Source organism: Bacillus sp. TH13 (assembly GCF_016651175.1).
Classification (GTDB): Bacteria; Bacillota; Bacilli; order Bacillales; family Bacillaceae_G; genus Bacillus_A; species Bacillus_A thuringiensis_S.
Genome location: NZ_JAEKEJ010000001.1, coordinates 57,497 through 76,972, shown reverse-complemented (window position 1 = coordinate 76,972; position 19,476 = coordinate 57,497). Strand labels below are relative to the sequence as shown.

Here is a 19,476-nt window from a genome sequence, read left to right as displayed (position 1 = left end):
ATCCCTCCATTACTTATAGTTTATTATATCCTCACGTTGTGATTGATACCATTTTGGAATATAGGATGAAAAATGATTATGATCTTCTAAAATTCCGTTCAATCTTTCCTTCATATCATTTACTAAATGTGGCGTGCTTCGGTTTGTCCATACGATATCAGCTGGGAATGTCATCGCTGCATATAATGAATACAGTTGCCAAAAATGAAGCGATGGTTCACCTCCGCAATAACCATGAACTTGTCCAACCGCAAATGGCTTACTTATTCTTGTAGTAAAAATCGCTACGTTATAAAAATCGTGTATTGGATCACCAAAATCATATCCACCAAAATCGATAACGATAAATTCCTTATTATGAATCATACTATTTGCTGGATGGAAGTCATCGTGTAAAAATGTGATTGGGCGATTTTTCAATAATTGTTTATGCTCCCCTACAAAACTTAATACTGGCTTTAAATCAAGGAAGTCTATTTCATAGTTTGCTAACGCTTCTACGTATCTTTCGTATTTATTCCATCGAACCGTTTCCCATTTATTACTTGCACTTTCTCTTTCAATTGAGTGGATTCTCTTTAATACTTCTCCTGCTTTTCTTCCTGCATAATACTGTTCTTCCACCGATAGCTTCCCTAAACCTTCTTCACCATTTACACCTTGGGCCCATTCAAATACTTGAATACATTTATTTAAATCCTCCAGCTTTATAAAATGAATTAACTTAGGCGTAGGAATATGTAATAACTCTAACTGTTTCATATACGTATATTCTTCTTGTTTACGTTCAAAATGAACAGCATCACATACTTTTACAAAATATGTAACTCTATTTTCTAATTCTATTTTATATTTCTCTTCATGTGAAAAACCTTTTGAAATAGCTGTACACTTTGTAATACGAGGCCATTCTAGTTTTCTCTCTATCTCTCTAAGTATTTCTTCCATTATGTTCACCTCTATCAATATATGTAAAAACTACCTAACACTTCATGCTCTCGTTTATTTTCCCCATTCCATTCCACTGCAAATGGATATTCACCATGATTCTTCAAACGTTCTAGTACTAACCCTTCTCCTATTGGTTCACAAAACTGCACATGAATATCTCCAAATACTACACTTTGACACTCAGCATTCCATTTTTCATTCTTAACGACCTGGCTTGCAGTTAGCCCCATTACTTCTTTCCATTTCCGTACCGTTTCTCGAACGTTTTTTACCGCATAATGAATCGTTTCAATTTGTTGTACTTTGCTTTTATGTTCAGTGATCGTCCCAATGTTACGTAAATCATTTCTTCTTTCTTCGTCCGTTTCATTCCACTGTATAAAGAAAGGTAATTTCGGTCCGTTCTCTTCTTGCTTTACAAATAACATTTTCCACTCTAATAGGCGGCCATCTTTTCTCATTCGTTTCCCCTCAAATGGTCCTATCGTATGTAATCCGTGTTTATTAAACTTAACTGCTAGTTCTTCAATTCCATCTGTTCGAATGGCGATTTGTAACATTCCTTCTCCATCTTGTAATTTCACTACCGTTTCTTGTACTAATGGATTTTCTGCTTTCTTCGCTTTTTCTTCATGCTGCACTGCTAAAAATTCTATATATGATAAATCAAAATAACTTAAACTATTCCAAGTACCCCAATTCGTATGCTCTCCGCCTAATACAGTATGAAATCCAAGTTCCTGCATTTGTTTTGCCGCTTCCTCCGGTGTACCATGAACTGCGTGAACGAGATGATCAAATCGTAACATGTCTTTCTCCCCTTTCTCTCCATCCTTTTATTGTATATTTTATTTTTCTTTCATTCAATTCAAAAACTTTAAAACCCAGTTGATTTATACGATTAATATGTATTATAATGAAACAAATTTAATTATTGCTGATTGGAAAAACCAAAGGCACTTTTCTCATACGGGAAAAGTGTCTTTTTCATTTATTATTACAGGGGGATTATTTATGCAGAAATTAATTGTCTTTGCTATTATTGGATTTTTCGCTCAATTGATCGATGGAGCACTCGGAATGGCGTATGGGGTAACGTCTACTTCACTATTATTAATGTTTGGTATTGCACCGGCTGTAGCTTCCGCATCAGTTCATTTAGCTGAAGTCGTTACAACTGCAGCTTCTGGCGCATCTCACATCAAATTTGGAAATGTTGATAAATATACAGTTTCCAGGCTTACATTACCTGGGGCAATCGGCGCATTTGTTGGGGCATGTTTTTTAAGTAATTTGCCTGGAGATGTGATCAAACCGTACATTTCCATATTTTTATTTACTTTAGGGGTTTATATTTTATTACGATTCATCATTCAAAAACAAATTGTCACTTCAAATAAGCGTATGTCTGCAAAACAACTTGTGCCGCTTGGTTTATTCGCTGGATTCGTTGATTCAACTGGTGGCGGTGGTTGGGGGCCGATTACAACACCCGTTCTTCTAGCAAGAGGAAATGAAGCTAGAAAAGTTATTGGATCTGTAGATACGAGTGAATTTCCTGTTTCACTTGCTGCAACAATCGGATTTTTCATTTCACTTGGCTGGGAACAAGTAAGCTGGGTTTGGGTATTTTCTCTCATGCTTGGTGGTATCGTTGCAGCACCAATCGCTGCATGGTTAGTACGCATCGTTCCTTCTCATTTACTTGGCGTATTAGTTGGTGGCCTTATTATCTTTACAAACATTCGTACATTGCTTACTACATTTAAAGTGGATCCAACTATTATTTCACTTTCTTACGTGGCAGTTGGTCTTGTCGTTATTATTTCTATTTTCATTGCTGTTCGCAATCATTCCAAGCGTTCTAACGCATCGACAGCCGGATATCCGAATGATCAAAAACAAATGCTACCATAACGATAAAAATACCGCCCGATATACTTCGAGCGGTATTTTTTATTTTTCTATTTTCCAATTAATCATCGTTTCTGTAGCATTTACTCTCTTCATATGTAACTTTTCTAAAACACGAATCGAACTATAGTTATCTAGGAGTGTCTCTGCAATTATTGTTTCTACCTCTCCTATTTTGAAAGCCCAATCGATTAGTTCTCTTACAGCTTCTGTTGCATAGCCCTGATTCCAATATTTCTCAATAAATCCATAGCCAATTTCTACTGTTTGCTTCTCGTTTGGTTTCCCTTAAAACCCAATATCACCTAAAACGCTATCATCTTCTTTCCGAAGAACATACCACGCACCCCATGGTAATAAATCTGCATCTTGTTTTACATTCTTTACATGCCCTACAATATGCGGACCGCTATTATATCCTTGCTCGTTAGCGACTTGCATACTCTCTTCTGTACACGGCACTATATAGAGCCTTTCTGTTTCTAATTTCATATTGATTTCCCCTTTTTACTTAAACGTTACTCTAATTATAACAAATAATATGACTTTATCATGAATGTCGAATTATATTTTTCTGAATTTTCTTTTAATTTAGAGGGTTTTTCAATATTTTTTGCGAAACATTTGTATAACAATTTTTTCTTTGCTTATTGCTACATAATAGTAGGTTCGGGTGGAGTTTTGCAAGCGTTTCCTATACAATAACCGATATTTTTTGACTTTTCCTAACAAAATATCTTGCAATATATTCAGAAAGTCATTACAATTGCCATATATTAAAAATCTTAGCAATATATCAAATCCTCATCAATCCGATGAGGTAGAGGTTGCGACTTTTATGAGTAAAACGGACGAGACACAGAGAATGTCACCAACTCCGTTTGAAAGGAAAGGTTGCCGAAGTTTATATTTCTTCTCTGGAAATATGAGCTGGGGCTGTCTCCGAAAGGAACAGAACTGTCACGTTTACAAATTACCGTGTAAACGTGGGGTGCTATCTTAACGGAAGGGTATGATGGGGTGGTTATTTGTGAAACGTTCCGCCAAATTCCTTTGGCGGTTTTTTGTATTTTTCTCCCCCGCTCCTTCCTAACCTACAAGAAAAGGAGTGTTGAACATGAATAGCGCAACAAATCAATCTACCTCTAAAACGCAAACTACACAAGGACAAGGTGAATTAAAACGCGGATTAAAATCTCGTCACCTTACGATGATTTCTCTCGGTGGTACAATTGGTACCGGACTATTTCTTGCCAGCGGTGGTGTCATCCATACAGCTGGACCTGGTGGCGCATTAATTGCATACGCCGCAATTGGAATTATGGTTTATTTTTTAATGACAAGCTTAGCTGAACTTGCAGCTTACATGCCTGTTACTGGATCTTTTAGTACGTATGCAACAAAATTTGTTGATCCATCACTTGGCTTTGCACTTGGATGGAACTATTGGTATAACTGGGCAATTACGATTGCTGCTGAACTTGCAGCTGTAACATTAATTATGAAATTTTGGTTCCCAGATACTCCTTCTCTTATTTGGAGTGGATTATGTTTAGCTATTATTTTCCTTTTAAACTATTTATCTGTTAAAGGGTTTGGTGAATCTGAATATTGGTTCGCACTTATTAAAGTAGTTACTATTATTATCTTTTTAATTGTTGGCTTTATGATGATTTTCGGAATTATGGGCGGCGAAACTGTTGGATTTAAAAACTTCACAGTTGCAGATGCACCATTTAACGGCGGTATCATGGCAATTATCGGTGTATTTATGGCAGCTGGTTTCTCCTTCCAAGGAACTGAATTATTAGGAGTAGCTGCTGGTGAAACATCTGATCCAGAACGTAATATCCCAAAAGCAATTCGTTCAATCTTTTGGCGTATTCTTTTATTCTATATCCTTGCGATTCTCGTTATCGGTTTACTAATTCCTTATACAACTGAAAGCCTTGCTGCAAGTGATGTAACAGTAAGTCCGTTTACACTTATTTTTGAAAAAGCGGGCGTTGCCTTTGCTGCTTCTGTTATGAACGCTGTTATTTTAACTGCTGTACTATCTGCTGGTAACTCTGGTATGTATGCATCAACTCGTATGCTTTGGGATTTAGCTCGCCAAGGAAAAGCACCAAAGTTTCTTGGTAAATTAGATAGCCGCGGTGTACCTGTTAACGCATTAATCGTAACGTCAATTGTTGGTAGTATTGCTTTCATTGCTTCTTTATTCGGTGACGGTGTTGTATACATTTGGTTATTAAACGCATCTGGAATGTCTGGCTTTATCGCATGGGTCGGAATTGCAATTAGTCATTACCGTTTCCGTAAAGCATATATCGCACAAGGAAAAGATTTAAAAGACTTACCGTATAGAGCAAAATGGTTCCCATTCGGTCCAATCTTCGCATTTACACTTTGTATCATCGTAATTTTAGGACAAAACTACGGCGCATTTATGGGTGAAGCAATTGATTGGAACGGTGTACTCGTTTCTTACATTGGTTTACCACTCTTCTTAGTACTATGGTTAGGTTATAAATTTACGAAAAAAACAAAAGTGATTCCACTTGATAAATGTGAATTAAAATAAAGTGAAACGAGCAAACAAATTTGTTTGCTCGTTTTTTGTTACAAACCTCTTTGCTTCCCTATTGCTCCTGTTTTTGCCATAATAGAAGAAATATAAATAAAGGTTGGGATACAATGAACATTCGTATTACTGATGAAGCAAAAGCAGCTATACATAGATTAGAACGCGAAGATAAAAAGATCGTTCGCATTAGAGGAACAATGACGAACTCTTGTAGTATTTTCGTTGATGTCGATTTAATTTTGGATACATATAACGCAGATGATGTTGTATATGAAGATGCAGAGCTTATCGTACAAATGGATTCATTCACGAAAGATTACACTGGTGATACAGTGAAACTTGATTATAAGACGACAGGTTTTAGTATTACAACTCCTAGTGAGACGTTAGTTTATGGATTGTCGATTAAAAAATAAAAATTGTTTTTATTTGACCACCGAGGTGAAAAATGGGTAATTATGTTCCGTTAAAATTTTTATTTAGCGAAGAATTAGCAGAGAAAATAGCTGATTCTATTTGTAAACACGATCCTAATTTTTCTAAAAGAATCTTTGTAGATTCTGTAACATGTAAAGTTGAAAATTTAGAGTTAAAACAGCGTATTGAAGTAATTGCAGATGAATTACACAATGCTTTACAAAAAGATTTTAATGCCGCAATACATATATTACTGAAAACATTAGGACCAGAAAATACAACAGAAGTAGGCACGTTTCCAAACGGATATATGTACATGCCTATCACAAAATACGTTGAAAAATATGGTCTGAACGATTTTGAAATCTCATTCAAACAAGAGAGCAAGAAAACAAGTTGAATAAGAACGAGCTTCTTTCGACAATTTGGCTACTCATCATCGCTGGACATGAAACGACAGTTAATTACATAGAGAAGTCAACGTCTTTTTTATTTTAGGGGAACTTGTTTTGTTAATTTGATATTTACAGTTAAGTGAAGTGACATTTGATTCTCATAATCCGTATTATCTGAAGTTAATAAAGTCTATTACACTCTCTTCTTTAGGAACGTTTCCATAATATCTTTCTTAAATTTTTCATAATCAAACTGAAAAGCTACATTATGCGTTTTATAGCCTGGATTAGTAACAAAACGAAAATCTGCAATGCTTTGACCAAATCCTTCTCCTTGATCAGGGATTACTTTAATAGGTACTCTTGAAAGACTAACAGCGTCTTGATTTAGCAAATACCAAACTGTTACAAAATCATGCATAGGACTTCCACTTATACCAGGATTAGACTTGGAATAGAAATTATAATAATAATCTAGCATAGGTTTGATGATGAGCCCTGCAGAATCCTGTGTATTCCGATGAAATGCATCTATTTTCCGGACCATTTCAGGTGTAACAATTGCATGTTGAGTCACATTTAAAGGAATAATTGTCAAGTTCTTTGCATGCTGCAGAATTAAGTTTGCTGCATAAGGGTCTGCATAAAAGTTAGCTTCAGCCACGGCAGTTACGTTACCTGGATAGAAAAAAGCTCCCCCCATGCAAATGCATTCTCTTACGTTTCGCATTGTTTCTAAATTCAATACAAAAGTTGTAGCTAGCGAAGAAAGTCTCCCTAAATTGATAATGGTAAGATCTTCTAAATTTGATTGTATAATTTGATAAATATCATTTAGAGAATAAACTGGATATGAAATTTCAGGAGGAATGATAGGTCCTAATCCGACTTTTCCATGTACTTCAGGGAAATACTGAATTAATATACCTGTCAACGGTACAGAAGCACCAAGGAATACAGGTATCTCTTCTCTTCCTGCAATGTACTTCAAATAGTTAATATTTCTTATTACATTTTCTCTCGATACATTTCCATAATCGGCTACAATTCCTAAAAGTTGAATGTCTTTACGAAAAAAGGTGTACAGTATAGCAAACGCATCATCAATCCCTAAATCTGTAAACAGGAGAACCTTTTTCGGCATATCTCTTCCTCCAAAATTTATAGAATCCTACTTTCACTAATGATGTAGTGAGTAGACTACACTTGTATGTATATATTTTATGTATTCTTAAAGAGTGGATTCTATTCACTTGAAATAGTTTTGCTTATCTAAATCTGATATTATATTCAAGCACAAAATACATAAGGGTATTAGAGATATGGAAAAATCTGTTGTTATTGAGGAATTTACATCGGATTGGGCACTACAATTAGGGCTCACCATATCAAAAAAGAAAATTGTACGTTTAGACACAAAATTAACATATTTTGATTAGCTCCCTGTACGTTAAGGAATTAGTTTCTATATTTGAGGAGATGTATGTGACAGGTGTATATTTAGGGGAATCTAATATTCACCATTCAAATATGATAGAATAGAAGTATATCCAAAACGGAGGAATAACAAATGAACTCAAACACAAAACAGTTTATTTATGATATCCAGCAAAGAAAGAACAATTATATAGAAAATGCTCTAATAGCAATACAACACCCTAAAAAAGAGCAATCTGAACAGGTCATTCAAAATATAGTAGAGAAGATGGATATGATGATTAGTCTAGTTACTACGTACATGAGGATTGAATCTGGATCTACGGAAGAATTAAAAGAACTTCAGAAAGAAATTATCCATGCTCAAGCATATATCCAAAAACGAAAATTTGAAGAAACACAGAGATAAAACCCTGTGTTTTTATTTGATGCTCTATAATGCTAATCTATTATAAATCAAATTACATGTGATTATTGTTTTAGCATAATCCATACAATTTGTTGAATGCGTACAATATATGGCACCGTATCTTCAATGAGCAAATGATCTAGTTTCACATCCTTTAATTTACCTCTTATATTGCCTCTTACAGTTTCAATAACCACATGTTTACCAATTACTGATTGTAATGTCTGATATACATAGGGATTAGGCACACTTACCATATTTTGTTTACTAAAGTCATTTCCCTCCAAATAACTCATTCTATAAGACTCCTTTCTAACTTGCATTCTTTCTACTAATATATGATATAAATCTTATAAATATGCTAGAAGGATAATTCATTATATGGACGGAAATAACGTTTTAATAGGGTACGGTTTCTATTTCTACATTGCTAAAAAAATGATTTATATAAAGTTACTTTTACTAGTTAATAGGAGATGATAAAGGGATATTTTGAATATACATCTAGGTTGTTCCTTTCTGGTTATGTATCATTTTAAATACGCCCTTTATTAGAATAGTGCTCATACTTTTTTTGAGATTCTTTCGTAATACGTGCGTTAAGTAAAATTGCTAACAATAAAAATACTCCATATTTTCCGCCTGTAGCTCCTATGATAATCACACTACTACAAACAAGTACAATTAATAGGATAAACGAAACTAAATAAATACGATCATAATTCTTTGACATCTTCTCGTATTTTATGCGTTCTTTCCTTGCATCCATTTTAATTCCTCCTTTAGATGATCCATTTCACTCTCAGATAAATCTCGCCCTTAAAAAGGAAACAATCTATCGTTTTAAATAATTAGTTTGTTTTTTTATCAACTAATTTATATAACGTAAAAAGAAATCCTACCAATATTAAGCTTTCCACCATGATAATCTCCATCCTCTCCTTCCTTTTAACCCCAACACATCAGATAAAAGTTATGTATATCCCATATTAGCTGCAGCAAGCAAAAAGGATCCCCTTTTCTTAAAGGCTGATCCTTTTCTCCTTGCATGCAACTATTTTTACCTATTCTTGATTAATTAGAATAATAGCTGGTCCATCTACACGAATTCCACCAACTTCGATTTTTTCATAAGGCTCAACTGTAATAGAAATAATCCCTTCTCGCTTCTTTAATTCATTACTTAATTCTTTTGTTAACATTTTTTTCATGTGCGGACTCCTTCTTACTGCTTAATTTACTATTGTTATGTAAATAAAATAAAAAATGGTTTCTTGGTCTGGAAACCATTTTTTGTAGTTTACCATATGGTGTTACCAGTTCGTTTATCAATTTTACGTAAAGAAGATAAACAATTACTATTCACTGTCTCAGTAGATGTAAGGAACTCTTAAAGCTGGCGGTGAGATTGATTGTTTTTTCTTCTAGAAATAATGACTTAGATAGTATATTACCTAAAACAATGAAAGCCCTACCTCTCTTTCATCCTTACGGCTCCTTGTCCGTGCCAGTGTGAATCAGGATTGCAAAAATCAAGTGACTATTTAATCGAATTATTTAATGAAACTTCGAATGTTCGTAAAATAAATTTAAAAATAAAAATGGATTAGATTGAAGTAATAACAAAAGAGGTTCCTACTCTAAAAGTGAGTTGAAGAAATTGAATGTCTTTGAAATGATTTACTTTTAATACTCATCATATTCTCGAAAAATTCAGGATATTTTCGGGAGATATAATACATTATCTATAATAAACCTTAACAGAAACTTTTTATTTGATTTTCAGTGATTCCTTTAATTAATTCTAGTTCACTGACCAAAAACTTATATGCATCATCCAACAATTTTTTTTCACTTGTATTCAGTGTTTTTTCTTTCTTCATACGCATTAAATCGCGTACAACTTCAGCACCTTCTTGTATTTCACCCGTTTTTATTTTGTCCGTGTTCACTTTATGCCTTTGTTTCCACGGCAGTAATTTACATGATTCTTCATGCTGAAAAATGTGTATAATGTGTTTTAATGCAAGTATATCCGTAACTGGGCGTATATTCGAATTCAATATTTTACCCGTAGGAATCATGACTTGCATATTACTGATTGACATTTTGATGACATAATACTGTTGTTTTTCCCCTGAGAATTCTTTTTCTTCTATGGCTTCAATTATACCTGCTCCGTGCATTGGATAAACAATGTTATCGCCAATTTGAAACATATAATCCACCTCCATATGTGGTAACCTTTTCAAGCTTAACACATATGTTGTTTTTTATCAAATATTTAATAATATCATAATTTTATTTTAAGTGTCAATTACTTTTTTCTTAAAAAGTTAAATCAAGTAAAACAGCCGCAAAACACCAAAGAGCGTTCCAGATTTCCAATAAAAGAAAAGGGAATTCATACGCGTATCTACTAAATTCCCTAGCTCTTGATCAAAGGACTTTCACTTACTTATCCCGAATATATAAATAATCATTCTCGAAGGAGCGAATTTATATGAATCTATCCGAACACGAAACATAAAACCGTTCCACTTTCATAAGAGGCCCTCCCTTTTTCTTTTCTCATCATTTCATTCATTAAAAAATAGGAGGACAAAATTATGAAACGTGATCCATTATTTTTAACTTTATTAGAAAGTGCAAATACACATTTTAGCGGCTGGGATTTTTCTTTCATTTCAGAGACGGGTCGAATGAAGAACGAGCCTTTATCTTGGTCATACGACAGCACTGCTTTCCAGCTTATGCAGCGTGCAGAATCAATGTTAGATATGGGCACTGGCGGCGGAGAGTTTTTATCTATGTTACAACCATTCCCGTCAAATATTTATGCGACGGAGGGTTATGCTCCAAATGTGCCAATTGCTCGGAAGAAATTAGAACCTTTAGGGGTTACAGTGATAGAGGTAACGGATGATACTGCTTTACCATTTCAAGATGGTCAGTTTGATTTAATCATAAATCAACATGAATTATATGCCGCCTCTGAAGTAAACAGAATCCTTTCTCCAAATGGAATTTTCCTTACACAACAAGTTGGTGGTCTCGATTGTGCGGAACTAAATGAGCAGTTTAGCGCACCGCTAAATAACGAATTTGCAAATTGGTCTCTCGAAGCAGCATGTAGTGAGTTAGGGGAAAATGGATTTACTATTTTAGAAGCAAAAGAAGAATTCCCTTTCCAATACTTTTATGATATTGGCGCTATCGTCTATTATTTAAAAGCAATTCCGTGGCAAATTCCTGATTTTACTGTTGAAAGGTACTTTGAGGAGTTATATCGTATACATGAGATTATCTTGCAAAAAGGATATTTTGATGTGAAGCAACATCGTTTTATGATTAAAGCGATTCGCAGCTAATAATATAGAATACTAAATAAAAAAAGAGTGCTTTTCTTAAAAGCACTCTTCTTATAGAATTTACCACTCTTTACGTTCATCACAGTCACGATCATGATTACGTTTGCGTCGACATTTATCACAATCGCAATCACGGTCACGTTTACAACGACATTCATCACAGTCTCTATGTCTGCATCTACAAAACATTAAATCATCCCAAAACCTATTACAATTTCGAAAACGTCTGAAATTACTATTACATCCCATAACTATAATTCCCTCCTCTTTTTAATAAGACTCCCCCTATTCTATGTTTAAAATTCAAAAACAGCTTGTTTACTAGTCTATTTTTTCTACCTATTCTTATCTTAACAACAAATCAGACGCTAACCACGTAAAGGTTGCGCCTACAATCATTAATATTATTTTAATCAAAATATAAATGGTACTTTAAACATGTCTTTTTCTCAGTTAAATATCTAAAGCAATCAACATAAAAATGCCGCTTACTCTTTTTAAAATAGTATCTGCTTGAGTATAAAAATAGTTTTTTCACTTATCTTCTATTGAGAAACAAGTTGTTTTTCATATCTTTTGTTCGCATCATCCTCTGCCAAACATACAGTTGTGTAATGAATAATATTCCGGTTATCATACGTAAATATATGCTCTAACTTTTTTCTTCTGTTAATACTATCGGTAAGTATTTTGGTAAATTGCTAACTACACCTCTATTATCACCATCTAATATCCAATCAATTTCTTTCCATTCTAATAATCCTTCAGCCGTACGAAATGGTGTATTCATCTGCATTTCATCTGGCAAATCAGCAATGAATACATACATTCCTTCACTAGCCTGGGGCTCATCTTTCCCTTTAAAAACAACAGTCCCTTTATACGTTACACTTGAAAGTTCTATGCCCGTTTCCTCAAACGTTTCTCTAATTATTCCATCGTATGGCGTTTCATTCTCTTCTATTTTCCCTCCGACACCATTCCACATCCCCATATTCGGCTTTTTATTTCTATTTAATAGCAGTATTTTATCGCTTTTTCTAATAAAGCAAATTGTGTACTTGTACATATGATCATTTCCTTTCATTTACACATGAGTTATTTATCTTATTTTCAAGTAAAAACCCTCTCCTTACAATTCCTTACCACATAATATATAGTACAACTTTCATGCGTAAACACTTTACGTCAAACGAGAGAATCTTTTTTAGAAAGGAGAATTTAAAATCGATACTATAAGCAATGCATTTTTAAACCAATATTACAACAGCCTTGTGTGGTTAAACGATACACACTGGTTCGGGGTTCCAATCTGTAAACTTCCCTCTGATCTCTTTTTGTATCAAGAAATTATTTATGAATTAAAGCCCGATTTAATTATTGAATGCGGGACTTTTCATGGTGGTAGTGCATTATATTTAGCTTCTATGTTAGATTTAATTGGAAAAGGTCACGTACTTACTATCGATATAACTCCACAGCCAAATCGGCCATCACATAATCGGATTACGTATTTAACAGCATCTTCTGTTTCTGTGCAGGCCATCCAAACAATAGTAAGTATGCGCAAACCTGATGATGTGATTTTAGTTATTTTAGATTCTGATCATAGTAAAGAACATGTATCCAAAGAACTCTTACTATATAAATCTATCGTCACTACTGGCAGTTATATGATTGTAGAAGATACCTCCATTAATGGAAATCCGCTTCTTCCCAATTGGGGTCCTGGCCCGATGGAAGCTGTGGATGAGTTTTTAACTAAAAACAATAATTTCATAATCGACGAGTCTAAACATAAATTTTTCATATCATTTAATCCAAAAGGTTTTTTAAAGAAAATAAAGTGAAGCTTTAATAAGTGGGGTTTTGCTCCTCCCCCACTTATTCTATCATTTTCATTTTTGAAAAAGGATAATATACAAATTCCACCTTGCCAATTATGTTATCTTCTTCAATATATCCTAAGCCATTGCGACTATCTCTACTTACTTCGCGGTTATCTCCCATTACAAATAACTTATTTGGCGGAATTTTTGTCTTTTGAAAGTTATAAAACACTTGTGTGTTGTTAAATAAATCTTTGTTCGTATATGGTTCTTCTTGTTTTTTATCGTTCACATATACCTTTCCGTTCGTTATGTTAATTACATCGCCAGGAAGTCCTATTACACGTTTCACATAATATTTCGATTCATCCTCTTCCTTTATAATGACAATTTCTCCGTGTTGTAAATTAGAAAGACGTACTGCTGCTTTATTTACAAATACGTAGTCTTCTTCATATAAAGTCGGCTGCATCGATTCCCCTTCCACTTTACATAAAGTAAAAGAATGGTAGCCTATTACCATCACAAATATAAATAGTATGTACTTTCCCCAGCCTCTCTTAATCTCCTTTTTCATATCCATTCCCACCTTATAAAGCGCTTTTTAACTCAAAAAATATATCACTGCACAATATGTTTCCATGCAGTGATACTATTTTTACTGTGCCTTGTTCGGTTGTTCTACTGGAATTGAATTTGCATTTGATCTATTTGTTTTTAATTCAAAATACGCATCCAAAATCTCTTTACCAATCGCAGAATTAATTCCTGATTTATCATCATTCACCCATGGTACAACAACTGAAAAAGCTACTTCCGGATCAGCATCATATGGTGCATAACCGGCAAGAGTTAAATTATAACATTTTTTTCGGTTGTAGTTCTCATCTCTTCCAATATCACTTTCTCCACCATATACTGTCTCAGCTGTTCCTGTTTTTCCGGCTGGTTTATATGGTAACCCTTTAAACGTTCCGGTACCTGTTCCGTCAGCTTCTTGAAAAACTCTTCTAAATCCTTCTTTTACATGATTAATGTACGAAGTGTCCATATCCACTCGATTTAATACAACTGGTTCAATCGACCGAACGACTTTTCCTACATCCTCTGGTCTATTCGGTTGTTCTCTAACTTCTTGTACAATTTGTGGTTTCATTCGGTAACCGCCATTTGCAATTGTGGAAATATATTGCGCAAGCTGAAGCGGCGTGTATGTATCATACTGTCCAATCGCGTAATCAAGTAAAAATCCGGGTATGTTATCAGTTCTACCTACTTGACCGATTGCTTCATTTGGCAGATCAATACCAGTCGACACACCTAGGCCAAATTGTCTAAAATAGTAGCGCATTTTATTAAATGTTTCTTGTTTAATATCTAATGGATTATTTGGGACATAATTAATGCCTGCCATTTTTAAAGCTGTATTAAACATATAAACGTTCGATGAAACTTGTAAAGCTCTTAAATCATCAATATCCCCAAATTCTTTCCACGATTTCTTCGGCTTAGAACTTCCTTTAAAATACATTGGTGTATCAAAGAAATGTGTATATGGCTTAATCGCTTCTGTTTGATATCCAGCTAATAAAGTAGCACCTTTTACAGTTGATCCTAACTCATAAGAACTTGTCATCGTTCCTAATGCATAATCTTCTATTTGCATACCGCCATCTTTATTTACAATTTTCTTTCCTGCCATTGATAAAATTTGACCGTTTTTCGGATTCATCATTACTACGAACGCACGATCCATCATCGGCTCTGCAGCATGAAAAGCTCGTAAATTCTTTTCAAGGCTTCCCTCTACTTTTTTCTGTAAATCCATATCGACTGTTAACATTAAGTTATTTCCACTTTTTCCTTCGGTCACTTTTTCTGTTCGAACAATTTTCCCTGCTTTATCCATAATATTTTTAGACTGTTCTTTCGTTCCATGTAGTGCATCTTCGTATTGTTTTTCAATGTAACTTTTACCAATACGATCGTTTCGATGATACTCACGAACTAAATAATAATCTAATTGTTCTCTTGGCAACCCTTCATTTTCATTAGAAACGCTACCTAGTATAGAGCGAAGTATTTTATCATTTGGGTATTCACGTTCCCAATCTACTGTCGTATCTACCCCCGGTAAACTTGCCAATCTTTCACTAACGACAGCATATTCATTTTGACTTACATCTTTTTTAACGATTTGCGGTGTCATTTTATATCCCGCATTCATTTTGCTTTTAATTACTAATACTTCTATATCTTCCTTTGAAAGCTCATTTAATTCTTCTTGTGTAATTCTTTCCCGGCGCAGTTCTTCTACTTTTTTATCTAATTCTTTTCCTTCTATTTCTTGCCTTCTAAATTTACTCTCATCTTCTTTCGTTACTTTCGCTGCTGCCCGCTTTTCATTTAACTGCATCCAAAAATCTTTCTTATCTGTCTCTGTTAACTTATCCATGTCCTCTTGCGACATTTCAATCAGCTTGGCTAAATCTCTTGCTACTTGTAAAACTTCTTTCGAGTCTACTCCTCTCATTTTCGTATATGTAACGGTTCGCAATGGTTTATTATTTACAATAACGTGACCTTGCCGATCAAACATTTTCCCTCTAGGAACGGGAGTGCTTACCGTTACATCTTCCTTTTTGTTTACTTCATTTCTATACGTTTCTCCATCAATGATTTGTACTTTACCTAATTGAATTATAATAGCTGAAAATAAAAGAAAGACAATAAAAAATAGTACATTTAACCGAAATGGAATATGAGTCTTTTTCTTTTTCGATTGTTTTTTCTGCTCCTTTTTCTGCCTCATTTCGCTCCCTCGCTTCATTCTATTAACATTTCTACGCAAAATCATTATGTATCAAATTTATTTATATGATATATATAGAATTTTATATTAATTACAGAAGAAATAAAAGATTTAATTTTCAGTTTTTTAATTCATTATCCTATTTATTACCATTCCCTTAATGCACAATAACATGAATATTATTCTAAAAGAAAAATGAGGCAAATTGATTTTTATACCATTCGTTTACATTTATTTGTATACTAAAGAAATAAATTCATAAAAGACATTACTTAAGGAGAGAACGAAAATGACAGATTCGTTTATCATACATACTAATACGCCACATTGTTTAAACTTTATGATCTACATTCAAAATATTTATCTCAATCAAAAAGGAAAAAAAGAAAATTTTCGTTTTCCTTACATAACAAAAACATTACATTTCTCCACTGACTTTAAAACAAATTTCAAAGAATTATGGCTGACTCTTCGTAAGTAAACTGCTAACGACAGATATGATTTACAAATTTTTCACGAGGAGAATCATATATTTTATGAGAAGCTTTTTGACGTTAATTTATGTGACGAGGAATCATTTAAAGAATTAATATGTAGTTTTAAAGTATGGTGGACTAGCATAGCAGGTCAGCTTTCAATTGAATATTCCGTAAGTAATTATAGTAAACAACTTTATAATGACTTAGTTTTATACCTAAAACAACACCAAATAAAACCTTCACAACAGCTACATATTAACTTACTTTATGACGACTGTGTATTCGTTAAAGAAAATATTACTTCTTATTCTGCCATTTTACCTACCAAACTCTTTTTTATAAATTATAGAGATGGTGTTACTACATTATCGAAATGTTTTCATATGGCTTAAAACAGCGATTACTCAAATAAAAAAGTGAGGTAGATACCTCACTTTTTTCGATAACTTATTTCATTGAAGATACTCCTTCAACAAATTCGCCAATTTTATTTTGAAAAACAAAATCAAAGTTATATTCTTGCCCAGTTAACTCTTCATTTACTAAGATCGTTGTTGCTCCTATTTCCCTCTTTGCGATTTCCGGGAATGAAGCGACGGGTTGTACTTTTAATGAGGTTCCCATAACGATAAGTACATCTGTTTCATATAAACGTGTTATCGCATTTTGATATTGCGGCAATGTATCTCCGTATAAAACAACATCTGGATTTAAGATGAAATTACACTTCTCGCAGCGAGGCACTTCATGGTCAATCATATACTGCAAGTCATATCCCGCTTTACACTTCGGACAATGTGCAGTTTGAAGTGTTCCATGTAAATCAATGACATGCTTACTGCCACCTAATTGATGTAAACCGTCAATATTTTGCGTTAAAATCGTAATATCTTTCCCTTGTTCTTCTAGCTCAGCTAAAAAGCGATGTCCACGATTTGGTTTATATTGATGGAACGTATTAATTTGAAAGATTTCTTTATAATGCTTCCAAAATTCTTTCGGACTTCTGTTATAGTACCCTCTCGATAAGTACATCTCCACATTCGCATCAGCATACAATCCATTTGCTGAACGAAAATCTGGGATACCACTTTCCGTACTTGCACCAGCGCCTGTTAATACTGTAATTTTCTTCGCTTTTTCTAAAATTGAACGTACTTCTTCAAACTTCACAAAAATCACCTCTATGTATATTGCTATACTTATTATACCAGTTGTTTACAGGAGGTGTTGTACAATTCATTTTACTTAATGCGTTGCGCCCCCAACCTCTACAATATCTACTTCAACTGTCATCGTTACTTCGATTGCCAATTCGATCCCCTTACTAATAGTAGAAAGTGACATACTCGGTTGCCCTGGATAGTTACTTGCTTGTTCTGGTAAAAACGGAATGTGAATGAATCCGCCTTTTATTTTCTTATCATGTTTCTCTAGTTCATGCATAAGTCCATAGAATAAGTGATTACAAACGAATGTGCCTGCCGTTTGTGAAACGGAAGCTGGTATACCTTCTTCTTGAAGTCTTTTTACGATTGCTTTCATCGGAAGCGTAGACCAATAGGCAATCGCTCCTTCTTCTACGACCGGTACATCTACCGGCTGATTCCCTTCATTATCAGCAATTCTTGCATCATCGATATTAATTGCGATACGCTCTATCGTAATATCTGGTCTGCCCCCGGCTTGTCCAATACATATAATCATTTCAGGGTTTAGTTCTTCTATATACTCTTTTAATACGCTGATTGATTTTTGGAATACTGTTGGTACTTGTTTACTAATAATCTTGTACTCTCCGATTGTTTTTTCATGCAAACTTTTTGCGACTTCCCAAGCTGGATTGATGCTTTCTCCGCCAAACGGATCAAACCCTGTTAATAATACTGTTTTCATAGTTTTTCCCTCCTAATTAGAAACGATATACTAGGCCGTACATAATAAACATATTGATAATAAAGATTGAAAGAGCTATTGGTACTTGTGCTTTAATAACTGCATTTTTATCTTTTAGCTCTAAAAGCATTGCCGGAACGATATTAAAGTTTGCTGCCATTGGAGTAAGCAGCGTTCCGCAATACCCAGCGAACATACCGAGTGCTGCCATAATTGCGGGGTTTCCTCCGTGCATTTGAACAATTAAAGGTAAGCCAATTCCGCCAGTAATAACGGCAAACGCTGCGAATGCATTTCCCATTACGACTGTGAACAGCATCATACCTAAACAATATGCCATAACAGCAACGAACGGATACTCTGTCGGTAATACTTGTCCGACTAAATCAGAAACGACTTGTCCAACGCCAGATTTCGCGAAAATACCGCCAAGTGCTGCTAACATTTGCGGTAAAATGACAGCCCAGCCGACAGCTTGTAATAGTCTGCTTCCTTCTTGAACAGGCGTTGTTATTTTCGATTTTGTAATACGCATCGCGGCAATGAATGCAAGTAATGCCCCAAGTGCTAATGCAACTAATGTGACTTTATCCGGATCAACAAGAGAAACATTTCCCCATTTAATTTTCCCTAACGTTAACGTACCGATAATTGTAAAAATAGGAATTAATAGTGCGGGCATGAAAACTTTATTTTTTAATTTCTCCGCATGTTTCACACGTTCTTGTACTGGTACTTCTTTCTCTTCTGATTTTGTTACTTTATTTAATGAAGCTAACACGACCATAGCGAGCACGATACAGCCAACGTAAAATGAAGGGATTACATTTCCGAATAAAAACGTAACTGCAAATAACGCCCAAAACAAGCTAGAGCCAAATCGATTTGGATGTTCACGATCAAATGCAATACGAACGGCGATAAAGGCAACGATTATACCTAATACGTAATAAATTGTATCCATTGTGATGATGTTCAT

The 19,476-nt window shown here is 34.3% G+C and carries 19 protein-coding genes, 5 pseudogenes and 1 riboswitch; of the genes and pseudogenes, 9 read left to right on the top strand and 15 right to left on the bottom strand.

Annotation, left to right across the window (positions count from 1 at the left end; translation table 11 throughout):
• Window positions 1-9 precede the first annotated feature (9 nt).
• Both JFU02_RS00405 and JFU02_RS00400 read right to left on the bottom strand, forming a co-directional pair.
• Window positions 10-948 carry an aminoglycoside phosphotransferase family protein gene (locus JFU02_RS00405; RefSeq protein ID WP_201069420.1) on the bottom strand — a complete coding sequence of 313 codons (939 nt, stop codon included), beginning with the start codon at window positions 946-948 and terminating at the stop codon, window positions 10-12.
• 14 nt (window positions 949-962) lie between these two features.
• Window positions 963-1,760, bottom strand: a complete 798-nt coding sequence (locus tag JFU02_RS00400) for a VOC family protein (RefSeq protein ID WP_061666941.1) — start codon at window positions 1,758-1,760, stop codon at window positions 963-965.
• 97 nt (window positions 1,761-1,857) lie between these two features.
• Between JFU02_RS00400 and JFU02_RS00395 the strand changes: the two genes are divergently transcribed.
• A complete protein-coding gene (locus JFU02_RS00395) occupies window positions 1,858-2,868 on the top strand; it encodes a sulfite exporter TauE/SafE family protein (protein ID WP_003307297.1) in 1,011 nt (336 codons plus the stop codon).
• A gap of 39 nt (window positions 2,869-2,907) precedes the next feature.
• Here the strand turns inward: JFU02_RS00395 and JFU02_RS00390 are convergent.
• Window positions 2,908-3,357: pseudogene (locus JFU02_RS00390) on the bottom strand (GNAT family N-acetyltransferase).
• Window positions 3,358-3,678: 321 nt separating this feature from the next.
• Window positions 3,679-3,870, top strand: a riboswitch (Lysine riboswitch).
• Window positions 3,871-3,982: 112 nt separating this feature from the next.
• On the opposite strand from JFU02_RS00390, the gene JFU02_RS00385 reads away from it, so the two are divergent.
• The 4 genes and pseudogenes from JFU02_RS00385 to JFU02_RS31860 all read left to right on the top strand — a co-directional run.
• A complete protein-coding gene (locus JFU02_RS00385) occupies window positions 3,983-5,449 on the top strand; it encodes an amino acid permease (RefSeq protein WP_001083394.1) in 1,467 nt (488 codons plus the stop codon).
• A gap of 113 nt (window positions 5,450-5,562) precedes the next feature.
• Window positions 5,563-5,868, top strand: a complete 306-nt coding sequence (locus JFU02_RS00380) for an iron-sulfur cluster biosynthesis family protein (RefSeq protein WP_001026191.1) — start codon at window positions 5,563-5,565, stop codon at window positions 5,866-5,868.
• Between the two features lie 32 nt (window positions 5,869-5,900).
• Window positions 5,901-6,242 (top strand): annotated as a pseudogene (locus tag JFU02_RS00375) (hypothetical protein); the annotation flags it as partial.
• Window positions 6,236-6,340, top strand: a pseudogene (locus tag JFU02_RS31860) (cytochrome); the annotation flags it as partial. The pseudogenes JFU02_RS00375 and JFU02_RS31860, both read left to right, overlap by 7 nt.
• Window positions 6,341-6,457: 117 nt before the next feature.
• Here JFU02_RS31860 and JFU02_RS00370 read toward each other — a convergent pair.
• Window positions 6,458-7,408: a nucleoside hydrolase gene (locus tag JFU02_RS00370; RefSeq protein ID WP_001125075.1), complete on the bottom strand. Its 951-nt coding sequence runs from the start codon at window positions 7,406-7,408 to the stop codon at window positions 6,458-6,460.
• 426 nt (window positions 7,409-7,834) lie between these two features.
• Between JFU02_RS00370 and JFU02_RS00365 the strand changes: the two genes are divergently transcribed.
• Entirely contained in the window at window positions 7,835-8,110 is a 276-nt protein-coding gene (locus tag JFU02_RS00365) for a hypothetical protein (RefSeq protein WP_001087712.1), read from the top strand.
• Between the two features lie 62 nt (window positions 8,111-8,172).
• Here the strand turns inward: JFU02_RS00365 and JFU02_RS00360 are convergent, their stop codons facing one another.
• From JFU02_RS00360 to JFU02_RS00345, 4 genes are all read right to left on the bottom strand, one after another.
• Window positions 8,173-8,406, bottom strand: coding sequence for a YuzF family protein (locus tag JFU02_RS00360; RefSeq protein WP_000120815.1), 234 nt, complete (start codon window positions 8,404-8,406; stop codon window positions 8,173-8,175).
• A 239-nt stretch (window positions 8,407-8,645) separates the two neighbouring features.
• The gene (locus JFU02_RS00355) at window positions 8,646-8,879 is read right to left on the bottom strand and encodes a hypothetical protein (RefSeq protein WP_000340032.1); all 234 of its coding nucleotides are present in this window, start codon (window positions 8,877-8,879) and stop codon (window positions 8,646-8,648) included.
• A 295-nt stretch (window positions 8,880-9,174) separates the two neighbouring features.
• Complete coding sequence (locus tag JFU02_RS00350; protein WP_000738546.1) at window positions 9,175-9,321, bottom strand: BC1881 family protein; 147 nt, start codon at window positions 9,319-9,321, stop codon at window positions 9,175-9,177.
• A 546-nt stretch (window positions 9,322-9,867) separates the two neighbouring features.
• Window positions 9,868-10,329, bottom strand: a complete 462-nt coding sequence (locus tag JFU02_RS00345) for a CarD family transcriptional regulator (protein WP_000486293.1) — start codon at window positions 10,327-10,329, stop codon at window positions 9,868-9,870.
• 390 nt (window positions 10,330-10,719) lie between these two features.
• On the opposite strand from JFU02_RS00345, the gene JFU02_RS00340 reads away from it, so the two are divergent.
• Window positions 10,720-11,481: a class I SAM-dependent methyltransferase gene (locus JFU02_RS00340; protein ID WP_098867140.1), complete on the top strand. Its 762-nt coding sequence runs from the start codon at window positions 10,720-10,722 to the stop codon at window positions 11,479-11,481.
• A 60-nt stretch (window positions 11,482-11,541) separates the two neighbouring features.
• On the opposite strand, the gene JFU02_RS31855 is transcribed toward JFU02_RS00340, so the two are convergent.
• Together JFU02_RS31855 and JFU02_RS00335 are read right to left on the bottom strand one after the other, a co-directional pair.
• The gene (locus tag JFU02_RS31855; protein ID WP_098223300.1) at window positions 11,542-11,730 is read right to left on the bottom strand and encodes a hypothetical protein; all 189 of its coding nucleotides are present in this window, start codon (window positions 11,728-11,730) and stop codon (window positions 11,542-11,544) included.
• Window positions 11,731-12,026: 296 nt separating this feature from the next.
• A pseudogene (locus JFU02_RS00335) lies at window positions 12,027-12,550 on the bottom strand (NUDIX hydrolase).
• 157 nt (window positions 12,551-12,707) lie between these two features.
• Here JFU02_RS00335 and JFU02_RS00330 point away from each other — a divergent pair.
• Window positions 12,708-13,331: a cephalosporin hydroxylase family protein gene (locus tag JFU02_RS00330; RefSeq protein WP_276308202.1), complete on the top strand. Its 624-nt coding sequence runs from the start codon at window positions 12,708-12,710 to the stop codon at window positions 13,329-13,331.
• 34 nt (window positions 13,332-13,365) lie between these two features.
• On the opposite strand, the gene lepB is transcribed toward JFU02_RS00330, so the two are convergent.
• Window positions 13,366-13,887, bottom strand: a complete 522-nt coding sequence (gene lepB / locus JFU02_RS00325) for a signal peptidase I (RefSeq protein WP_000711483.1) — start codon at window positions 13,885-13,887, stop codon at window positions 13,366-13,368.
• Between the two features lie 81 nt (window positions 13,888-13,968).
• The gene (locus JFU02_RS00320; protein WP_201069419.1) at window positions 13,969-16,122 is read right to left on the bottom strand and encodes a peptidoglycan D,D-transpeptidase FtsI family protein; all 2,154 of its coding nucleotides are present in this window, start codon (window positions 16,120-16,122) and stop codon (window positions 13,969-13,971) included.
• 289 nt (window positions 16,123-16,411) lie between these two features.
• Between JFU02_RS00320 and JFU02_RS31850 the strand changes: the two are divergent.
• Window positions 16,412-16,993, top strand: a pseudogene (locus tag JFU02_RS31850) (hypothetical protein).
• A 55-nt stretch (window positions 16,994-17,048) separates the two neighbouring features.
• Here the strand turns inward: JFU02_RS31850 and JFU02_RS00315 are convergent.
• From JFU02_RS00315 to JFU02_RS00305, 3 genes are all read right to left on the bottom strand, one after another.
• Window positions 17,049-17,783 (bottom strand): NAD-dependent protein deacylase, encoded by a 735-nt coding sequence (locus JFU02_RS00315; RefSeq protein WP_003307288.1) that lies wholly within the window; start codon window positions 17,781-17,783, stop codon window positions 17,049-17,051.
• 66 nt (window positions 17,784-17,849) lie between these two features.
• Window positions 17,850-18,497 (bottom strand): pyroglutamyl-peptidase I, encoded by a 648-nt coding sequence (gene pcp / locus JFU02_RS00310; protein WP_000859743.1) that lies wholly within the window; start codon window positions 18,495-18,497, stop codon window positions 17,850-17,852.
• Window positions 18,498-18,513: 16 nt separating this feature from the next.
• Entirely contained in the window at window positions 18,514-19,476 is a 963-nt protein-coding gene (locus JFU02_RS00305) for a DUF979 domain-containing protein (RefSeq protein WP_001021664.1), read from the bottom strand.